The sequence below is a fragment of the Mycobacterium sp. 852002-53434_SCH5985345 genome (genome assembly GCF_001667155.1).
In the GTDB taxonomy this organism is placed as follows: domain Bacteria; phylum Actinomycetota; class Actinomycetes; order Mycobacteriales; family Mycobacteriaceae; genus Mycobacterium.
This window is the reverse complement of record NZ_LZIE01000042.1, coordinates 134,066-153,632: the sequence shown is the minus strand read 5'-3', so window position 1 is coordinate 153,632 and position 19,567 is coordinate 134,066. Positions and strand designations below refer to the sequence as shown.

At 68.3% G+C, this 19,567-nt stretch carries 18 protein-coding genes; 7 read left to right on the top strand and 11 right to left on the bottom strand.

What is annotated here, in order from left to right; genetic code table 11:
• Nucleotides 1-17 precede the first annotated feature (17 nt).
• The 3 genes from A5756_RS09630 to fadD1 all read left to right on the top strand — a co-directional run bounded on the left by A5756_RS09630 (nt 18) and on the right by fadD1 (nt 3,379).
• Nucleotides 18-848, top strand: coding sequence for an alpha/beta fold hydrolase (locus tag A5756_RS09630; protein ID WP_066951275.1), 831 nt, complete (start codon nt 18-20; stop codon nt 846-848).
• Nucleotides 849-880: 32 nt separating this feature from the next.
• Entirely contained in the window at nt 881-1,651 is a 771-nt protein-coding gene (locus A5756_RS09625) for an SDR family NAD(P)-dependent oxidoreductase (protein ID WP_066951272.1), read from the top strand.
• A gap of 84 nt (nt 1,652-1,735) precedes the next feature.
• The gene (fadD1, locus tag A5756_RS09620) at nt 1,736-3,379 is read left to right on the top strand and encodes a fatty-acid--CoA ligase FadD1 (protein ID WP_066951268.1); all 1,644 of its coding nucleotides are present in this window, start codon (nt 1,736-1,738) and stop codon (nt 3,377-3,379) included.
• On the opposite strand, the gene A5756_RS09615 is transcribed toward fadD1, so the two are convergent.
• The 9 genes from A5756_RS09615 to A5756_RS09575 all read right to left on the bottom strand — a co-directional run bounded on the left by A5756_RS09615 (nt 3,318) and on the right by A5756_RS09575 (nt 13,685).
• The gene (locus A5756_RS09615) at nt 3,318-3,971 is read right to left on the bottom strand and encodes a PadR family transcriptional regulator (RefSeq protein ID WP_066951263.1); all 654 of its coding nucleotides are present in this window, start codon (nt 3,969-3,971) and stop codon (nt 3,318-3,320) included. The genes fadD1 and A5756_RS09615 overlap by 62 nt on opposite strands.
• A 7-nt stretch (nt 3,972-3,978) precedes the next feature.
• Nucleotides 3,979-4,401 (bottom strand): Zn-ribbon domain-containing OB-fold protein, encoded by a 423-nt coding sequence (locus tag A5756_RS09610; RefSeq protein WP_066951259.1) that lies wholly within the window; start codon nt 4,399-4,401, stop codon nt 3,979-3,981.
• Nucleotides 4,398-5,558, bottom strand: coding sequence for a thiolase family protein (locus A5756_RS09605; protein WP_066951255.1), 1,161 nt, complete (start codon nt 5,556-5,558; stop codon nt 4,398-4,400). Before A5756_RS09605 ends, A5756_RS09610 begins: the two co-directional genes overlap by 4 nt.
• An 18-nt stretch (nt 5,559-5,576) precedes the next feature.
• Nucleotides 5,577-5,906, bottom strand: coding sequence for a hypothetical protein (locus tag A5756_RS09600; RefSeq protein ID WP_066951250.1), 330 nt, complete (start codon nt 5,904-5,906; stop codon nt 5,577-5,579).
• Between the two features lies 1 nt (nt 5,907).
• Nucleotides 5,908-8,241, bottom strand: coding sequence for a CoA transferase (locus tag A5756_RS09595; RefSeq protein WP_066951247.1), 2,334 nt, complete (start codon nt 8,239-8,241; stop codon nt 5,908-5,910).
• A gap of 2 nt (nt 8,242-8,243) precedes the next feature.
• Complete coding sequence (locus A5756_RS09590; protein ID WP_066951242.1) at nt 8,244-9,581, bottom strand: amidohydrolase family protein; 1,338 nt, start codon at nt 9,579-9,581, stop codon at nt 8,244-8,246.
• Between the two features lie 241 nt (nt 9,582-9,822).
• On the bottom strand, nt 9,823-10,236 hold the full coding sequence (locus A5756_RS09585; RefSeq protein WP_066951239.1) for a Zn-ribbon domain-containing OB-fold protein: 414 nt from the start codon (nt 10,234-10,236) through the stop codon (nt 9,823-9,825).
• A gap of 6 nt (nt 10,237-10,242) precedes the next feature.
• Nucleotides 10,243-11,451, bottom strand: coding sequence for a thiolase family protein (locus tag A5756_RS09580; RefSeq protein ID WP_066951233.1), 1,209 nt, complete (start codon nt 11,449-11,451; stop codon nt 10,243-10,245).
• 8 nt (nt 11,452-11,459) lie between these two features.
• Nucleotides 11,460-13,685, bottom strand: a complete 2,226-nt coding sequence (locus A5756_RS09575; RefSeq protein ID WP_066951229.1) for an acyl-CoA dehydrogenase — start codon at nt 13,683-13,685, stop codon at nt 11,460-11,462.
• A 145-nt stretch (nt 13,686-13,830) separates the two neighbouring features.
• Between A5756_RS09575 and A5756_RS09570 the strand changes: the two genes are divergently transcribed.
• Nucleotides 13,831-14,412, top strand: coding sequence for a TetR/AcrR family transcriptional regulator (locus tag A5756_RS09570; protein WP_066951225.1), 582 nt, complete (start codon nt 13,831-13,833; stop codon nt 14,410-14,412).
• Here the strand turns inward: A5756_RS09570 and A5756_RS09565 are convergent, their stop codons facing one another.
• Nucleotides 14,413-14,997, bottom strand: coding sequence for a TetR family transcriptional regulator (locus A5756_RS09565; RefSeq protein ID WP_066951222.1), 585 nt, complete (start codon nt 14,995-14,997; stop codon nt 14,413-14,415).
• A gap of 60 nt (nt 14,998-15,057) precedes the next feature.
• Between A5756_RS09565 and A5756_RS09560 the strand changes: the two genes are divergently transcribed.
• The 3 genes from A5756_RS09560 to A5756_RS09550 all read left to right on the top strand — a co-directional run bounded on the left by A5756_RS09560 (nt 15,058) and on the right by A5756_RS09550 (nt 18,491).
• Entirely contained in the window at nt 15,058-16,155 is a 1,098-nt protein-coding gene (locus tag A5756_RS09560; protein ID WP_066951217.1) for a DUF1214 domain-containing protein, read from the top strand.
• Nucleotides 16,152-17,324 carry a sulfotransferase gene (locus tag A5756_RS09555; protein ID WP_066951213.1) on the top strand — a complete coding sequence of 391 codons (1,173 nt, stop codon included), beginning with the start codon at nt 16,152-16,154 and terminating at the stop codon, nt 17,322-17,324. The genes A5756_RS09560 and A5756_RS09555 overlap by 4 nt, the downstream gene beginning before the upstream one ends.
• A gap of 78 nt (nt 17,325-17,402) precedes the next feature.
• Nucleotides 17,403-18,491 carry a DUF190 domain-containing protein gene (locus A5756_RS09550; protein ID WP_066951208.1) on the top strand — a complete coding sequence of 363 codons (1,089 nt, stop codon included), beginning with the start codon at nt 17,403-17,405 and terminating at the stop codon, nt 18,489-18,491.
• Nucleotides 18,492-18,572: 81 nt separating this feature from the next.
• On the opposite strand, the gene A5756_RS09545 is transcribed toward A5756_RS09550, so the two are convergent.
• Nucleotides 18,573-19,466: a fructose bisphosphate aldolase gene (locus tag A5756_RS09545; RefSeq protein WP_066951205.1), complete on the bottom strand. Its 894-nt coding sequence runs from the start codon at nt 19,464-19,466 to the stop codon at nt 18,573-18,575.
• Nucleotides 19,467-19,567 lie beyond the last annotated feature (101 nt).

The following is a 19,567-nucleotide window of genomic DNA, read 5'->3' as shown; positions in this document are numbered from 1 at the left end:
CGAGGTAGGAGTTCTCTATGTCGACGATCGACATTAGTGCCGGAACCATCCATTACGAAGCAATCAGACCCGAAAGCGGCCGGCCGGTCGTTTTCGTGCACGGGTACATGATGGGCGGCCAGCTGTGGCGCCAGGTCAGCGAACGCCTGGCCGACCGCGGGCTGCGGTGCATCGCCCCGACGTGGCCGCTGGGCGCGCATCCCGAGCCGTTGCGCCGCGGCGCCGATCGGACCATCACCGGTGTCGCGGGGATGGTCGCCGAGGTGCTGACCGCGCTCGACCTCGAGGACGTGGTGTTGGTGGGCAACGACACGGGCGGGGTCGTCACGCAACTCGTGGCCGTGCACCACCCCGAGCGGCTCGGCGCCCTGGTGCTCACGAGTTGCGATGCGTTCGAACACTTTCCGCCACCCATCCTCAAGCCGGTGATCCTGGCGGCCAAGTCGAAGACGACGTTCCGGGCGGTTTCCCAGGCCATGCGAGTGCCGGTGGCGCGCAAGCGCGCGTTCGACGGATTGGCGCACCGCAACATCGACGACCTCACCGAGGCGTGGGTGCGACCGGGGCTGTCCGACCCCCGCATCGCCGAAGACTTGCGCCAGTTCACGCTGTCGATGCGCACGGAAGTGACGACGGCCGTGGCCGCCCGCCTGCCCGAGTTCGACAAGCCCACCCTCATCGCCTGGTCGGCCGACGACGTGTTCTTCGAGCAGGAGGACGGGGCCCGCCTGGCCGCCACCATCCCGAACGCCCGCCTCGAGGTCATCGGCGGCGCCAGAACCTTCTCGATGATCGACCAGCCGGACCGGCTCGCCGACCTCTTGTCGACGATCGCGGTGCGCGCGTAGCCGCCCGCCCCGCCGGCGGTAGCGTCTTGCGCATGTCAGACACGACGCCACCGCTGCGGGGCCGGCGGATCCTGGTCACCGGCGGAGCGACCGGCATCGGTGCGGCCGCCGTGGGGGCCCTCGGCGACGCCGGGGCCGAGGTCACTGCGACCTATCACCAGACGCCGCCGCCGGACGGCCTCGCTGCCAGCTGGCTGCAGTGCGACGTGCGCGACGCCGACGCCGTCTCGGCTATGGTGCGACAAGCCGCCGAGGGCATGGGCGGACTCGACGTTTTGGTGAACGCCGCGGGGCTGTGGCAGGCCGGGATTCCCGGTTACATCGGCGTCGACGAGATCGCGTTTCTGTTGGACACCAACGTCAAGGCGACCATCCTCACCAATCAGGCCGCCTACGCCGTCATGAAGGACCAGGACCCCAAGGGCGGCAGGATCATCAACTTCGGCTCGTCGGAAGCCGTGATGGGCAGCCCGATCTCGGCCGTCTACGCCGCCACCAAGGGTGCGGTCCAGGCATGGACGCGGTCGGCCGCCAAAGCGTGGGCGGTGGACAAGGTCACCGTCAACGCGCTGGCGCCGGCGGTGCAGACGGCCGGCGCCGACCGGTTACGCGAGTTCCTCGGCCCCGACGCGAGCGCGTTCATCGATCAGCAGATGCAGATGATGATTCCCCTGGGCGGGACGCTGGGGGACCCCGCGCGGGATCTCGGCCCGATGCTGGTCTTTCTGGCCGGGCCCGGTTCGGGATTCATCACCGGGCAGCTGCTGGCGGTCGACGGCGGCCTGATGATGGTGGGCGGATAACGAGCCGGCGCCCGGCCGTCGCTACCATAAGACGGACCGTCTCGTCTCGCAGAAGACCAGGCATAGTAGAGGTGATTCCGACCGATGACTGAGGACACGATTCAGGCGCTGCTGCAGAAGCGCTTGTCCGATCCGGGGGTCGCGGTCAAACACCGCGCCCTGCAGTGGAGTTGGAGTCAGTACCTGGCGGCATCGGCGTCGCGCGCAGCAGCCCTGATATCGGCCGCCGACCGAGACCGCCCGATGCACGTTGGCGCCCTGCTGGGAAACAACCCGGAGATGCTGAGCCAGATGGCGGCGGCCGGCCTCGGCGGCTACGTCCTCTGCGGGCTGAACACCACCCGGCGCGGCGAGGCGCTCGCGGCCGACGTGCGGCGCGCCCACTGCCAGTTCCTCATCACCGACGCCGAACACCGCCCGCTGCTCGACGGCCTGGACCTCGAGGGAACGCAGATCCTCGACACCTCGACGCCGCAGTGGACCGAATTCGTCAAGGACGCCGGCGAACTCGTGCCGCACCGACAGGTGACCGCGATGGACCCGTTCATGATGATCTTCACGTCGGGAACGAGCGGAAACCCCAAGGCGGTGCAGGTATCACACCTAATGGCGACGTTCGCCGGCGTCAACCTGGTCCAGCGCTTCGCACTCTCCGAGCAGGACACCTGCTACGTGTCGATGCCACTGTTCCACTCCAACGCCGTCGTCGCGGGGTGGGCACCCGCGGTGGTCTCCGGCGCCGCGATCGTGCCGGCGAAGTTCTCGGCGAGCAGCTTCCTCGACGACGTCCGCCACTACGGCGCGACGTATATGAACTACGTGGGCAAGCCGCTCGCCTACATCCTGGCCACGCCCGAGCGCGACGACGACGCCGACAATCCCCTGCGGGTCGCGTTCGGCAACGAGGCCAACGACAAGGACATCGAGGAGTTCGCGCGGCGCTTCGGCGTCCAAGTCGAGGATGGCTTCGGCTCCACCGAGAACGCGGTCATCGTGATCCGCGAACCCGGCACGCCGAAAGGCTCGATCGGCAAGGGGATCGACGGGGTGGCGATCTACAACAGCGACACCGTCACCGAGTGTGCGGTCGCCCGCTTCGACGCCGACGGCGCCCTGGCCAACGCCGACGACGCCGTGGGTGAGTTGGTCAACACGGCCGGCTCGGGTTTCTTCACCGGCTACTACAACGACCCGGACGCCAACGCCGAGCGCATGCGCCACGGCATGTACTGGTCCGGCGACCTCGCTTACCGCGACTCCGAGGGCTGGATATACCTGGCCGGCCGCACCGCCGACTGGATGCGGGTGGACGGGGAGAACCTCGCGGCCGCGCCGATCGAGCGGATCCTGTTGCGGCACAGTTCAATCAACCGCGTCGCGGTGTACGCCGTTCCCGACGAGCGCGTCGGCGACCAGGTGATGGCCGCGGTCGTACTCAACGAAGGGCACGCCCTCGACGCCGATTCCTTTGAAGCGTTCCTCGACGCGCAGCCGGACCTGTCCCCCAAGGCCCGCCCGCGCTATGTCCGCATCGCCGCCGACCTGCCCAGCACCGCCACCCACAAAGTGCTCAAGCGTCAACTGATCGCCGAAGGAACGGATATCGCCGCGGGGGAAGTGCTGTGGGAACGCCAACCACGCGGGACCGCCTATGCCGTCGCGACGCCTAGCTCTGACTCCCGGACACCCGCCGGCGAATCTGGCCCTTCGACCGTCGCACCCGCCTGACCGGATCCCGCGTTGTGCCGGCGGCGATCTCGTCACGCAACTGCGCGATGTTGGAGATCTCCGCATACAAGCCGCGGATCGCGTAGTCCAGCACCGCCAACGAGAAGCGCTGGTCCGGGTCGTCGCTGATGCCGAGTTCGCGCGACCGCTGCCGCGACCACAACGCCTCGTCCAGCCGCGCCCGGGTCGCCTCGAGGTGCCGGTCCAACGTGTCGACGATGTGTTCGGGGTCCTCGCCACGGGCGAGCCAGGTCCTGAGGATGACGGGGTGCTTGATGACGACCTGGTCCTCGCCCGGGAAGTGCTGCACCCACCGGCGCAGGGCGTCGAGCCCGGCATCGGTGGTCTCGTAGAGCGTGATCGCCCGCTTGCCGGATTGGGCGCCGATTTCGCTCACCATGCCGCGCGCCAACAAGCGGTTCAGCTCGCGCCGCACGTGACTGACCGACGGCGACCAGTAGAAGTGGCCCACCGACAACTCGGCGCGCATTTTGATCTCGCCGGCGGTGAGCTGCTCGTCGTTGGCGGCCAGCACACCCAGCACGAGGTAGGCGGTTACCGGGAGGCCGTTGCTGGTGCGCCGGGGGCTCACGATTGGTCTACTTCTGGCCGGTGAAGTACGGCAGCGTGACATCGGGGCCGACGGCGTGGAACTGCACCCGCACGCGCATGCCGATCCGCAACTCCTCCGGCGCCACGCCGACGACGTTGGTCAACATCTGGTACCCCTCGTCCAGCGTGACGATCGCGGGCGCGTAGGGCGGTTCGAATTCCGCGGTCACCGGACGGTGCACCACCGTCCAGCTGTAGATGTCGCCCAGTCCGGCGCTGCGCTCCCAAGGCACCCGCGCCGAAAGGCATTGGCGGCAATGCTCGGTCGGCGGGAAGTTCGCCAGGCCGCAGGCCTCGCAGCGCTGGTACCGCAATTCGCCGGACCGGCAGCCCTCCCAGAACGGAACGCTGAGGTGGCTACTCGCGTGGGGCACGGGGCCGGCTTGCGGGCGCAGGGCATCGGAAGTCACAGCGGTTCGTCTCCCAGAATCAGCAGTGTGGTGAACAAGGCCCCCGCTCCCCCGTTGCTGCACAACGCGATGTGCGCGTCGGGAACCTGAAGCTCGCCCGCCTGGCCGCGTAGCTGCTGGACGGCGCGGACGGCCCGCTGCATCATCTGCGGATTGGAGCCCGCGTGGCTGAACGACATGGTTCCTCCGTCGGTCGTGATGGGGTGGCTGCCGTCGATGGCGATGTGGCCGTCGGCGACGAACGGTCCGCCCTCGCCTTCGCCGCAGAACCCGAAAGCCTCGAGCTGGCGGATGATTTCGAAGGAGAAGGGGTCGTACAGTTCCAACACGTCGACATCGGCGGGTCGCAGCCCGGCGTGGTCGAACGCGCGCTCGGCCGCGCGCCTGCCGACCACGCCATTGACATGTCGGTCCCGCCGCCCGCTGAGGTCCCACGCCGGGGGGTGCTGGTAGGACGGGCCGTGGAAGTCGGCGCCGCTGCCCAGCACGTAGATCGGTTCGCTTGCGCGGTCGGTCTTTTCGACGTTGGCCACGACCAGTGCGCATCCGCCTTCGGAGGTGGTGGCGCAGTCGAGGAGGTGAAAGGGGTCGGCGATGGGCCGGGATGCGGTGATGTCGTGGGGCGCGAAGGGTCCGCGTTGGTAGTAGACGGCTTCGGGGTTGCGCGATCCGTTGTTGCGGATGGTCGCGGCCACGATCGAAAGTTGTTCGCGCGTCGTGCCGTAGGTGTGCATGTGCCGGCGCGCGATGAGCGCGAACTCGGCGGTGGTGAACATGCCCCACGGCGCGACGAATTCGTTCTCGGGCCGGGTCCACGGCGCGGTGGCCTCGTGGTCGCGGTACTCGCCGGCCTGGGCGGCCACCAGCACCACCACGTCCGCCATGCCGTGTTCGATGGCGGTGACCGCCTCGGTGATCATGCCGACGCCGAAGGCGAGGCCCTGCCAGGCCGGGCCGAGGCGCAGGTCGTAGATGAGCGCCGTGGACAGCGGCCCCGCGCTGATACCGTCGACGTCTTCGAGGCGCAGGCCCGCGTCGTCGAGTGCGCCCCGGATGGCCGCCAGCGCCAGGCTGCGCGAGGTCTCGCCGTCCAGGCGGCGGCCCTGGCGGGTGTTGTGCACGCCGACAATCGCCGCGGTGCGTTGTGTGCCTGCCACTTCTGTGATCCTTCGCGTTTAGTTTTCGTCCGCCACGACACCGAGGTAGGTGCCGACGACGTCGTACGGTCGCCCGTCGCGGGTGATGGTCCCGATCGTCGTGGTTCGGGCGTCGGCGGGCGCCGCGCCGGCGTCGACCACATCGATCCGCACGTCCACGGGCCGGGCCGTCTGCGGGTCGGTGATCTCGACGACCATCGCCACCGCGCGCTCGCGCTCGTCCCATTCGACGCTGGTGATGCGGTGCCGGGCGGTCAACTCCATCACCACCGAGTCCTCGCGCACCAAAAAGCGCACCGGTGCGCACAATTCGCCGGCCCGGGGTGGCACGCACAGGGTGACCGCCACGTCACAGGCCCGCCGGCCGGGCGCTGGTGGTCCCCGACTGCCGCAGCGCGGACAACTGCGCTGCGCTGCGCCCCAGCACGTCCGTCAGGACCTCGTCGGTGTGCTGGCTGTACAGGGGCGGCGCCCGGCGGATCCAGCGCCGCGGTCGGCCGAGGAACGCGAACGGCATTCCCGTGCACAGGAAGGAACCGGCGACCGGGTGGTCGACGGTTTCCCAGAAGCCCCGCGCGTGCAGGTGTGGGTCGCGCAGGAGTTCCGGGGCCGGCGTGACGCGCGCCGCGGCCACGCCGGCGCCGCGCAGCGCTTCGACCGCATCGGCCACCGACCGGCGCCCCGTCCAGTCCGAGATGAGCTTGTCGATTTCGTCCGGGTGCTCCAGCCAGTCACCGGCGCGAAGATCCGGTTGGACCAGCAGCCTGGCCAGGGAGGTGCGGGCGGCGTCGTCCGTCGCGGCGAGCGCCACCCAGTCGTCCTCACCCAGACAGCGGTAAACCCCCTGCGGGCTTGCGCCGGGGCCACGATTCCCGTTGCGGCGCATCTCGATTCCGTTACGGGAGTACTCCACCAGCATTTCGGCGGCCACGTTCAGAGCCGCCTCCACCATCGTCGATTCGACGAGCATCCCGGTCCCGTCGCGGTCACGCACCACCAGCCCCGCCACGGCGGCGAAGGCCGCGTGCAGGCCTGCGATCGGGTCGCACACACCGCGGGGAATCACCGGAGGGCCGTCGGCGTGTCCGGTCATCCACGCCATGCCGGTGGCCTGCTCCATCGTCTGGGCGAAGCCCACCCGGTCGCGCCACGGCCCGTCGAGACCGAACGCGGGCATCCGCACCATGATGGCGCGGGGGTTGGCCGCGCGCACGGCATCCCAGTCCAGACCGAAGTTCGTCATCACCCGGGGCGAGAAGTTCTCGATGACGAGATCGCTTGCGGCGATGAGCTCCAGCGCGACGGCCCGTCCCGCGTCGGTGTTGAGCTCGACGCTGACGCCGCGCTTGTTGCTGTTGCTGCACAGAAAGACCGGGCCCCACTCCCACCATTGGTCCCAGGTGGGTGGGCGGCCGGCGGAGAACCGCATCCCGTCGGGCCGGCGGACGCCCTCGACTTTGATCACGTCGGCGCCCAGGGCGCCCAGCAGTTGGGTGGCGACCGGCCCCGCCCAAAAGGCGGTGAAATCGGCGATCCGCGTGTCGGCCAGCGGGAGTGCGTCGTTGTCGGCACCCGGCGGCGGGGCCGGCCGTGGCGGCCAGTGAACGCGGCCGTTGTCCGCACCGAGCAGCGGCGCCCGCCCGGGCGGTCCGGCTTCCATCGCGTCGCTGCGATACGGCACCCTGGGCTGCAACACGCCCGCATCGGACGCGACGAAAACGCCGCGCTGCACGAAATGGTCGATGGTGGGCAACATCTCGGGTGTGGCGATGGGGGCGACCGGGATTCGGAAAGCGACCGCGAGGTCGACGATCTCCTGCGTGGTCCGGGATTGCGTCCACTGCGTGACCATGCCGACGAATTCGTCGCGGCGGGCGACGCGGCCGTCGAAAGACGCCAGCTCGGCGTCGTCGAGCAGATCGGCGCGATCGATCAGCACCAGGAAGTCCTGGAACTGCTGCGCGGTGATGGTGCAGAAGCCGACCATGCCGTCGGCCGTGGGGACGATCGACGGCAGTTCCAAACTGCGCTGTCCCAGCAGGGAATCCGCGCCCAGCACGCTGGCGGACATGGCGGACAGGCCACCCATCGCGATCACCATCGCCTCGTACGTCGAGACGTCGATGATTTCCCCGCGGCCGCTATGCGCCGCATGCCGGGCGGTCGCCGCGCCGACGGCGGCGGCGAATGTGCCCGCCAACCACTCACCGAGTTGGCCGCCGGCCTGCACCGGCTCGTCCTCTGGCCAGCCGCGACCGGCGGTCGAGCCGCACAGGGCCTGCAGGATGAACTCGTTGGCGGCCAACCGATCGTCGACGTACGGGCCGGCCGTGCCGAACGGCGTCACGGCGACCACCACGGCCGAAGGGCCGGTATGGGAACCGATCTTGTCGAGGGCCCACCCGTCGGTCAGGTCGGTGAGGACGATGTCAGCGCCGGCCAGCAGCGCGGAGATCTCTGCCTGGCCCCTGTTGGTCACCGACTTCTTGCCCGCGGCCAGATAGCCGAACAGCGCGCCGGGTGGGCCGCCGGCCGACCGCGCGCGCAGGGAATCGCCGTCCGGCGATTCGATTTTCACCACCTCGGCGCCGGCGTCAGCGAACATCTTTCCGCAATAGGACACCGCGATTCCGTTGGACAACTCCAGGACGCGCCAGCCCGCGAACGGCGCTTGGGGCGACACGTTCAGTTGCCCAGGGTGGTGGCCCGGCCCGCAATGCCGCCGGCTTCCGCCGTCACCTGCGCCTGCAGCGCGAACTGGGTCATCCGGGTCCACGCGTCGCGGTCACGCTGGCTCGCCTGGCGCCCCACATGCGTCACGACATCGACGTCGGTGGCCTGGGAGCGCAGATACCCGGCGCGGGCGTGTTCCTTGGGGATGTGCCGGAACGGGTCGAACGAGTAGGCGGCCATGGCGTTTTCGTGGGTGATCTTGTCGATCACCGAGTCGTCGAGATGCCCCATGGTCGCGATGACATCCTCGGGCGCGAACGGCCAGTTGCTGTCGGAATGGGGAAAGTCGGACTCCCAGCACAGCATGTCCTCGTTGAACCAGTCCATGTTGCGCACGCCGACCTTGTCGCTGATGAAGCACGTGTAGAAGTGCCGCTTGAAGACGTCGGCCGGGCCGCTGTAGCCAGGCGGGAACTTGGCCAGCGTCCACCCCGAGTGGCGGTTGTAGACGTGCTCGGCCCGCCACAGGAAGTACGGTATCCAGCCGACGTCACCCTCGGTGAGGGAGAACTTCAGCTGCGGGAAGTCGGCCCAGAACTCGGCCCAGATCAGCTCGGTGAACGTGAACATGCTCATCATGGACGACGCCGTCATCTGCACACTGGGCGGGGCATCCGTCGACACCTGCGGAGACCGCGACGCGGAGCCGACATGCGTGCACAGCACCGTCTTGTTCTCACAGACCGCCTCGAACAGCGGATACCAGTATTTGGTGTGAATGCTGGGCATTTCCAACGCCTCTGGATTCTCCGAGAACGTCACCGCGTGGCAGCCCTCCTTGGCGAGGCGGTCGACTTCCTTCGCCGCCTCGGCCACGTCGAACAGCGGCAGGATGCCGCAGGGAATGAAGCGGCCCGGATAGGCCGCGCACCACTCGTCGATGTGCCAATCGTTGTAGGCCTTGATCATCACCAGGTTGACGTCACGGTCGGGGCCCTGGTTGAGGACCTGGCCGGAGAAGCCGGTGAAGTTGGGGAAGTTCAGGCCGGCCAGCTGGCCTCCGGCGTTCATGTCGCGGACCCGCTCGTCGACGTTGAAGCACCCGGGCCGCATCTCGTCGTAGCGCGAGGCGTCGATGTTGTACATCTCCCGCGGCTTTCCCGCCACGGCGTTCAGGCCCATGTTCCGCCCGCGGACCTCGCCGTAGTACCACTGCTGGATGCCGTCGGGTTCGACGACCACGCGCGGGGCGCGGTCCTTGTATTTCGCGGGGACGTGCGCGTCGAACATGTCAGCCGGCTCGGCGATGTGATCGTCCACGCTGATCAGGATCAAGTCGTCCTTGTTCATGCCGCACTCCTCGCCGCCGTAGTGACTAGTAGATAATGGCGCCGATCACAGTGTCAACCGTGCCCGCCAGATCGCGGCCGCGGTTAAACGGTTGCATCACAATGACGAATTGCGGCCGGCGTCCCGCCAGCCTCGGGTCTGGGCCGCGGACGACATGGTGACTATTAGTCCCTCCCGCCCGATTGTGCGGCTGGCCGCACGTTCGGGCTCGACTGTGCGGCTCGCCGCACACTCGGCAAGGTCAGTCGGCGGGCGCGTACCGCAGCATCGTGACGTCGTGTTCGGGGTAGTCGAAGAACACCGGCTTCACCCGCATCCCCACCCGCAGGTCGGCGGGGTCGACGTTGACCATCTCGGTGGAAAACCTTGGCCCCTCGTCCCATTCGACGATGGCCAGCAGCTGCGGCACGGCGTCGGCGAAGTGCGGGCTGACCGGCCGGCGCGCCACGGTGAAGGAATACAACGTTCCCATGCCGGAGATCTCTCGCCACTCCAGATCGTCGGCGAGTGTGCGCGGCGCCCGCACCCGCGGGTAGAACACGTAGCTTCCCAGCGAGGGCGAGTACTGGATGACGATCCGGTGCTGCGCCAGCGCGTCCCAAAACGGCGTGCTGGTGGGGGTTTTGACGGGCATCGGGCGCTCGAAGGTGGCCATCTGCGATCAGTCCCCCTCGAGAATCAGCGTGGTCTGTTCCGACAGGATTCCGCCGTTGCCGGACACGAAGGCGCGGTTGCAGTCGGCCACCTGCGCCGCGCCGGCGCGGCCCATGATCTGGCGCGTGGCGTCGCAGACGTGGTGCATGCCGCCGGCGAGACCGGCCTGACCGAAGCCCAGTTGCCCGCCCGCGGTGTTGAGCGGGAAATCGCCGCGGAAGGTGAGGTCATGGTTGGCGACGAACTCCATGCCCTTGCCCTTCTCGCAGAAGCCCGCGTCTTCCAGCGACAGCAGCACGGTGATGGTGTAGCAGTCGTAGATCGACACCACGTCCATCTGCTCGCGGCTCAGGTCGGTCATGGCGAACGCGGTGTCGGCGGCCTCCGCGATCGGGGTGTGCAGCAGGTCCTTGGCGTAGGTCGGGGTCTTGAACGGCACGTGTTCGCCGAATCCCTTGATCCACACCGGCCGATGGCGCGCGCGTTTGGCGAGATCCGCGTTGGCGACGACCACCGCGGCGCCCCCGACGCAGGGCATGACGATCTCCAGCATGTGCAGCGGGTCGGCGATCACCGGGCTGGCCAGGACGTCGTCGACCGTGAGCGGCTTGTCCTTCCAGATCGCGCCCTCGGTGTGGTTGGCATTGAACCGCTGGTCGACGACGATCTTGGCCATCGCCCGCTCGTCATACCCGTAGACGGCCGCATAGCGCTGGGCCACCTGCCCGTAGGGCCCGTTCTGGCCGAGATTGCCGTAGGGGATCTCGAATTCGGCCTGGGGAGAGCCGTATTGGTTGCTCGACGAGCCGAAGAACATCGCGTCCACCAGCGGCCTGGGCTTTTTCTTTGACGAGGGGGTGATGTACCGCGCGGGCAGCGCACACAGGACCGCGTCGCAGATGCCCAGTTCGATCGCCGCTGCCGCACGCCAGACCATGGCCGCTGCGCTGGCTCCGCCGAGGTCGACGTGCTCGGCGAATCGCGCTCCGACGCCGAGGTATTCGGCGATGGTGGAGGGTACGAAGATCTCCGACTCCGCCAGGTGCGATGCCACGATCCCGTCGACGACATCACCGGGGAGTCCGGCGTCCTCGAGTGCGGCCGCGGAGAGTTCCGCCCATTGTTCGATCGCGAACGGCGCGAGCGAGGCCTTGTTGAGCCGCTCGGGCGGCAACTCGACGTAGCCGACGATTGCCGCTTCTCCGCGTAATCCCATGGGCCATCCTACTTTCTGGGAAGTCCGAGGATCATCTGCGCGATGATGTTCAGCTGGATCTCCCGGGTTCCGCCGCCGATCAGCTCGGCGGGCAGGTGCAGGTAGCCCTCCACGATGTCGGGGTCGGCGTCGGCAACCATCGCCGTGCGTCCGGTCAACCGCAGCGTGGCCTCGAACGTCCTGCGCAGCAGCACGTTCATCGCCACCTTCGCGATGCTGGACGCCGGCCCCGACGCCTGACCGTCGAGCAGCCGGATGGTCTCCCGCACCCCCAGTGCCTTGATGGCATTGGTGTACGCGTCGAGTTCGCCGAGCGCGCGCAGCGCGTCATCGCGGTCGGGCCCCGGCTCGGCCGCGAGCCGGCGCAGCGCTGCAGCCCTGTCGAACTTCACGTAACCGCTGATGGCCGGACGCTCTTCGGCCATGGTGGCGATCGCGAGGTTCCATCCGTCGGTGGGAGCACCCAGCAACATCTCGTCGGGGACGAAGACGTCGTTGAGGAACACCTCGTTGAAGTGCGCCTGCCCGGTGGCCGTTTTGATCGGCTGGATTTCGATGCCGGGCGACCGCATATCGAGGATGAAGTAGCCGATGCCGCGATGCTTGCTGGCTTCGGGGTCGGTGCGCGCCAGCAGGGCGCCAAGGTCGGCGTACTGCGCCAACGACGTCCAGATCTTGTGGCCGTTGATCCGCCAACCGCCGTCGACCTTGGTCGCCCGAGTGGCCAGCGACGCAAGGTCGGAGCCGGCACCCGGCTCACTGAACAGCTGGCACCAATGAATCTCGCCGCGTTGGGTCGGCGGAATCAGCTTTTCTTGCAGATCTTTTGGTGCAGCGGCCAGCACCGAGGGCAGGATCCACTCGGCGATGTTCAGCGACGGCCGGACCAGCCCGGGTCGCTTGGCGAACTCTTCGTCGATGATGAGCTGTTTGAGGGGACCCGCGTCGACGCCCCACGGCGCCGGCCAGTGCGGAGCCATCAGGCCGGCGTCGGCCATCAAAGTGCGCTGGGGCCCGGAGGCCTGGTCCGGGTAGTCGCCGTGCGGTGCCGGCTGGTCATTGCGCAATTGCATTGCGGCATCGAGGGTCTCGGCCACCCACGCCCGGAACTGCGATTCCGCGTCGCCGAGGTCGACCGACATGTCGCGTTGCTGGGTGCAGGTCAGCTGGCCCAGGCGGCGGGCCCAGCGATTCGCCGGGCCGATCGAGGCCGCGAGGCTGATCGCCCGCCGCCAGTACAGGTGCAGATCGTGCTCCCAGGTGAACCCGATGGCCCCGAACATGGTCAACGCGTCGAGGACGAGGTCGGGTACCGGTGAGATCGCGATCACCGCCGCACCGGCGGCGGCCATGCGGTGCTGGTCGATCGCTTCGTCGGCGGCGCGCACCGCGTCCCAGGCCGCCGCGGTGGTCAGCTCGCTGCTGACCAACAGCATCGCGGCGTTGTGCTGCAACGCCTGGAAGGTACCGATCACCTTGCCGAACTGTTCGCGGATGCGCAGGTGCGCGGTCACCGCTTCGACGCACCACTGCACGATGCCGGCCATCGCGCTGGCCAGCAGGCCCAGCGTGACGCACCGCGCACGCTCGGGATCGATCCCGGTGAGAACCTGCGCGCCGGCAGCGCGATAGTCGTCGAGCCGCAAAATGCCGGCGTCCGCGACCAGGTCCGTACCGTTGACGGACTCCGCTGTCGCCGTGTGGTTTTCGCAGTCGACGGCCACCCAGACCACGCCGTCGCCTTCCGCGCGGGCGCCGACGAGGACCGTTCGCGCCGCGCACACGCCCGCGGTGACCTCCGACGCCCCGGTGATCCGCCATCCCCCGCCGTCGGCGTGCGCCCTGAAGTCGCCGTCGTCGGGGAGCACGATGGCCGCGGTGACGCCGGCCGACAGGTCGCGCAGCAGCGCTTCGGCGGCCGGTGTCGGATCGGCGAGCAAGGCGACGGCCCCCGCGGCGACCGTCGGCAGCAGCGGGCCGGGCAACAACGCCTTGCCCGCCGCCTCCAGAACGCAGGCCGCGTCGATCAGCCGGCCGCCCTGGCCGCCAAGGCTCTCCGGCAAATGCACGGCGTGAAAGCCGTTGCCGACGAGGGCATCCCACCATCCGGGGCGCCGCCCCGCCGCGAGGTCCTCGAAGCTGTCACGGGTGGCGGCGACGGGGGCGTGCCGGCCGGCGAACTGCCCAACGGCGTCGCTGAGCTCCTGCTGCTCCGGGCTCAGTCCCAGGGTCACGATGACGGCCGGGAGGTGACTATGGTTGGCCGCACGGACTGATATCCTTCCGAGACTTACAAGACGGACCGTCTCGTCTTGTGGCAGACTACCGGGGGTAGTCAGGCTATGTAAAGCGGGCCGCCGCGGCAGTGAGGATCACCATATGCCAAGCGATCTCACTCAGGTGAGCACGCCGAGGCGGCGCAGCGAGAAGTCGCGCACGGCGATCGTCACCGCCACGCGCGAGCTGCTTCTCGAGCGCGGCTTCGACGGCCTGACCATCGAGGCGGTCGCCGCCCGGGCCGGCGTGGGCAAGCAGACCATCTACCGGTGGTGGCCGAGTCGCCCGGCGCTGGTCGCCGACGTCATGCTCGAGGACGCCGATCGGCTGCTGGCGTCGGTATCCCATACCGGCGACCTGACGGCGGACCTGGTTCGCTGGGTGGGCAAGCTGGCGACCAGCCTGACGACCGCCCGCGGCGCCGCGATGTTGCGAACCCTGACCGTCGCCTGCATGGAACACGAGGACACCGCCGTCAGACTGCGCGCCGGATTCAGCGCGCCGCTGCACGAAAGCGTGCGGGCCCGGCTGCTCGCCGACGGCATCGCCGCCGCCACGGCCGAATCGGCCGCGGACGCGATCGTCGGCGGTGTGGTGTATCCGATCCTCTCCGGCGCACAGCCCTACTCACGACGACGGGCCGAGCGCACGACGCGGCTCATCGTCGAGGCGCTCAAAGGCTGATCACCCGATCGTGATCGCTGCCAGGCCCCGACTCACGCGGTCCGGTAGGGAGCCCCCGTGGCTGAGCCAGTCGTCGAGGGCGATCCGCACGGTCGCCATCGCCAGGGCGCCGATCAGGCGGGGCCGGGGATCGTGGTCCGCCAATCGCGGCAGCCGCGGCGCGATCAGCTCGGCGATCGCCAGCTCGTAACGCACATAGATGTGCAATGTCCACGCGTCCAACGTCTCGGAAGACCTTGTCAGAACCGCCAAATCGCGAACCTGGTCCTCGATGTCGCCGAACCCGGCGGCGAGCTCGGAGAAGGCGCCGATAACGGCGGCGGTGGCGCTCAGGCCTTCGGGCTGGGCGGCCAGGGCGGCGGTGATCCGGTTGAGCCAATGGACCGTCATGCCCTCGGCGACGGCGTCCTCCTTGGAGTTGAAGTAGCGGAAGAAGGTCGCCCGTCCGATGTCGGCCTCGTCAGCGATGCGGTCCACCGTCGCGCCGGCCAGGCCGCGATCGGCGACCAGCTGAGCGGCGGCGGCGGCGATGCGCTGACGCATGGCCGTTCGCTTGCGTTCGGCCAACGATGTCGTGGCAGCCATTCCCCCGCCTTTTCCGCGAATCGACGCCTAAGTCGTAAGACATAGTCTTAGCATGAGACGATGTCTCACGATACCGATTCGTCCGATCAAACGGCCCCGAAGGCGCGCGCCGCGTGGCAGTTCGTCCAGCAGATGCTTGCGGACATCACCAAGGTCGTGAGCGAAGACGCCGAATCCGAGCGGGAACTGCTCGAAGGCCTGCGGCTGATCGCCCGCGTCTCGTCCCTGTGCGCACAGATGTCCGTCGAGGCGGACCCCGGGCGGCCCTCCTTCTTCGATATGTGTTCGGACAACCGCATGGTCGGTGGACCCAATCCCGACGGCAACTACTACCTGGCGATGATTCGTGGGGACCGGAGCTACCGGATCACCGGATCCCGGGGCACCAGCGCCTACCTCGGGCTGCAGATCCTGGCCGGGACGGGACTCACGCCGCGCCGCATGGCGGCATACGTCAGCGACAGTGACTTGGCCTTGGACTCAGGCGAATTCGCGCTCGTGCTGTCGACGGACCAACCGGCCGATCTCGCCGGTGCGCAATGGGTGAAGATTCCCGAGGACGCCTCGTCGGTGGTGGTCCGGGAGTACATCGGTGACCGGGCGCTCGAAGAGTTGGCCACGCTGCGGATCGAGGCCTTGGACCCCGGCCCGCTGGCGCCGCTGAAGGACGGCGAACTCGCCGACCAGTTCACCGCGATGGCGTGGTCACTGATGAAGCTCGCGACGTTGCACCGCACCATCAAGCCGGAACTGCTCGACATGCCCAACATCTTGCTGACCGCCGAGGCCGCCAACCTCGGCGCCGCCGATACCACCCCGGACAACCTGTACATGATCGGGACCTACCGGCTCGAACCGAACGAGGCCCTGGTTCTCGACATCGCTCCCCCCGATACCCGGTACTGGAACGTCACGCTGGAGAGCATCTGGCACGAGTGCCTGGAACCGCGCGCCCGGCACAGCTCGGTGACCAACCGCGGCGTCTTGCCCGACTCGGACGGCCGGGTGCGAATTGCGATCTCCGCGAAGGACTTCGGAGTCGGCCATTGGCTCGACACCGGTGGCCGGCATCGCGGCTTCGTCGTCCTGCGCTGGCTGGACAACCCCAGCCCTCCCGACGTAGCAGTGGCGGTGCGCCGATGTGAGGAGCCGGTATGACACTGAAGGACCGATTCGCCCCCGAACGGCTGATAGCCACCGCCTGCGAGGAAGTCGGCAGCGACGACTTCGGCGCCGAGGGGTGGCGGCCGGGCTTGCACCGCCTCACCGACGGGCTGATCAACGACGCGCGCCTGTCGGACATCGGCGTGGAGATCGCCCACCTCGACATCATGCGGGCCCTGAAGAATCGCCTGGGCGTGATCGCCTGGCGCAAGCAGCATCCCGAGATCGCGACGAAACCGGTTGCGGCGCCGATCTTCATCGTCGGTCAGCCCCGTACGGGGACCACGATCCTTTACGACCTGCTCGCCCAGGACCCTGCGCTGCGCGCCCCATTGACCTGGGAGGTCGACGAGCCTTGCCCGGTTCCGCAGCCGGAGACCTATCACGACGATCCGCGCATCGCGCAGGCGCAGGCCACCATCGAGATGTCCGAGCAGATCATGCCGGGATTTCTGGCGTTTCATCCGATGGGCGCCCTCGTCGGCCAGGAGTGCGTGCGCATCACGGCCGCAGAGTTCGTCAGCATGATCTTTTCGGTGCAGTACCGCCTGCCGAGTTACTACCGCTGGCTGCTCTACGAGGCGGACCACGCGGGTGCCTACCGCTTTCACCGAATCTTCCTGCAGCACTTGCAGTCCGGCGTTCCCGGGCAGTGGTTGCTGAAGTCGCCGGCGCATTTGTGGCAACTCGACACGCTGCTGGCCGAGTACCCCGACGCGTTGATCGTGCAGACCCATCGCGACCCGCTCAACGTCATCTCGTCGATCGCCGCGCTGACCCATCACCTGCGCCGGATGTGCAGCGACGAGTCCAGCATCGCCGAGTGCGCGGCGCAGTCCTACGAGGAGATCGTCGTCGGGCTGGAACGCGAGATGACCCTGCGCGACAGCGGGGCGGTGCCGGCGGACCGCGTGATCGACGTGCAGTACACCGACTTCATCAATGACCCGTGGACCACGATCAAGGACATCTACGAGCGGCTCGACCGCGAGCTGCGACCCGACGCCGAGCAGAAGATGCGTGACTTCCTCGCCGCCCACCCCGGTGACGGTGGGCGCGGCCGCTACACCTGGTCGGATACCGGTCTCGACGCCGGCGAGGTCCGCCAGCGGGTGCGCGCCTACCAGGACCGCTACGCGGTGCCGACCGAAAACCTACGGTGAGCCGCACAGCGTCGAACACCGTTGCGACGCTTGAGGTCTCCAACCGAGTAGGATCGCCGCAAAGCGACGGGAGCGGCCATGGACGAAGACTGTCTGAAGCTCACCACCTACCTGGCCGAGCGTCGCCGGACCGACCAAGGCTTCGTGTCCGATGTGCTGCTCGACCTCTATGCCCGGCATCGCATCGCCTGTGGCGTGGTGCTCCGTGGCATCGGCGGCTTCGGTTCCGGGCGCCACCTGAGGACAGACGAGTCGCTGACGTTGTCCGAGGACCCGCCCGTCGCCATCATCGCCGTCGACACCAGGGCGAGGATCGAGGCCCTGCTCGACCCGGTGCTCGCCATCAAGCAGCGGGGCCTGGTCACTTTGGAGCGGGCGCGGCTGCTACGCGACGGCGGGGAACTCCTAGAGCCGCTGCAACTTCCCGACGAATTGCGGGAAGCCGTCAAGCTGACCGTCTACGTCGGCCGCAAGGAACGTGTCAACGGCGCCCCCGCCTACGTCGCCGTCTGCGATGTGCTGCATCGGCGACGGATAGCGGGCGCATCGGTGCTGCTGGGCGTCGACGGCGTCACCCACGGACAGCGGCACCGTGCGCGCTTCTTCGGCCGTAACGCCAACGTCCCGATGATGATCGTCGCCGTCGGATCCGGCGAGCGCATCGCAGCGGTGCTGCCGGAGCTGATGGGGCTGCTCCGGCAACCCATGGTCACGCTGGAGCGGGTCCGCGTGTGCAAACGCGACGGCGAACTCCTGGAACGGCCGCACGCCCTCCCCGGGGTCGACGAGCGGGGTCTGCCACTGTTCCAGAAGCTGACGATCTACACGTCCGAGTCGGCTTTACGCGGCGGGGTGCCGATTCACCGCGCGATCGTGCAGCGGCTTCGTCAACGCGAAGCGCCCGACGGCGCGACGGTGGTGCGGGGCATCTGGGGCTACCACGGCGACCATCAACCGCACGGTGACAAGTTCCTGTCGCTGCGCCGGCGCGTCCCCGTGGTGACCATCGTCGTCGACACTCCGGCCAACATCGCCGAATCCTTCGACGTGATCGACGAATTGACCCGCGACGACGGGCTGGTGACGAGCGAGATGGTGCCCGCAGTGGTGTCGGACGAACGTGACGCCGGGGACGGCCCGCCCCGGATGGCCGACCACCGCTACTAGCGGCGATCGCGAGCGCGGCGGTGGGGGCACCTCCCGCTTGCGGGGGACCGGGCGAATGCGGGTCGCCGCCACGCTACTAGGTCAGCCGGCGACCGACGCGTCGTAGATCGACTGGATCGCCTTGTCCAGCGTGGCGTTGAACTGCTCGTCGGTTTGGTCGGCGGTGAGCCCCTCGGTCAGCGCGCGGCTGAAGCTGGCGATCAGCCCGTGGTTCTTCGCCAGCAGCTCGTTGGCCTCCTCGCGCGAGTAACCGCCGGAGAGGGCGACCACTCGCATCACCTTCGGGTGCTCGATCAGGGGGAGGTAGAAGTTGGCCTCGGTGGGCAAGCTCAGCTTGAGCATGACGCGCTGCCCGTCGGGCACGTTCTCGAGTTGCTTGGTGATCTCGTCGCGCAGGATGCCCTCGGCCTCGGCCTTGTCCGCGATCGAGATGGTGACCTCGGGCTCGATGATGGGCACCAGGCCGTGCGAGAGCACCTGGTGGCCGAGCTCGAACTGCTGGGCGACCACGGCGGCGATGCCCTTGGCGTTGGCGCCGCCGATCACCGACCGTTCCTTGGTACCGAAGACGCCCTTGCTCACGGCGCGCTCCAGGAGCTCGTCCAGTCCCGGGATCGGCTTCATCAGCTGCACGTCGTCGGACGCCTCGGCCAGGCCCTTGTCGATCTTGAGGATGGGTACCACGCCCTTGGTCTCCCACAGATAGGTGGTGGACGGGGTGCCCTCGATCTCGCGGTCCATGGTCTGCTCGAACAGGATCGCGGCCAGGACGCGGTCACCGGTGAACGCCGGGGAGGTGATGATTCGCGAACGCATCTGGTGGATGAGGTCGAACATCTCCTCTTCGGAGGAATACGCGTCGTCCTGGATGCCGTAGAGGCGCAGCGCCTTGGGCGTCGAGCCGCCGCTCTGGTCGAGCGCCGCGATGAACCCCTTCCCCGACGTCATCCGCTCCGCTTGCTTCTCGTTCGGCATGGAAGTTCTCCACTCCTTCGTGGTCGGCGTATGGTCACCGCGCCTGCGGTGCCAAGCACCCTGCGCTAATCGTGCCGATCATATTCGGCCGATCAGCGCCC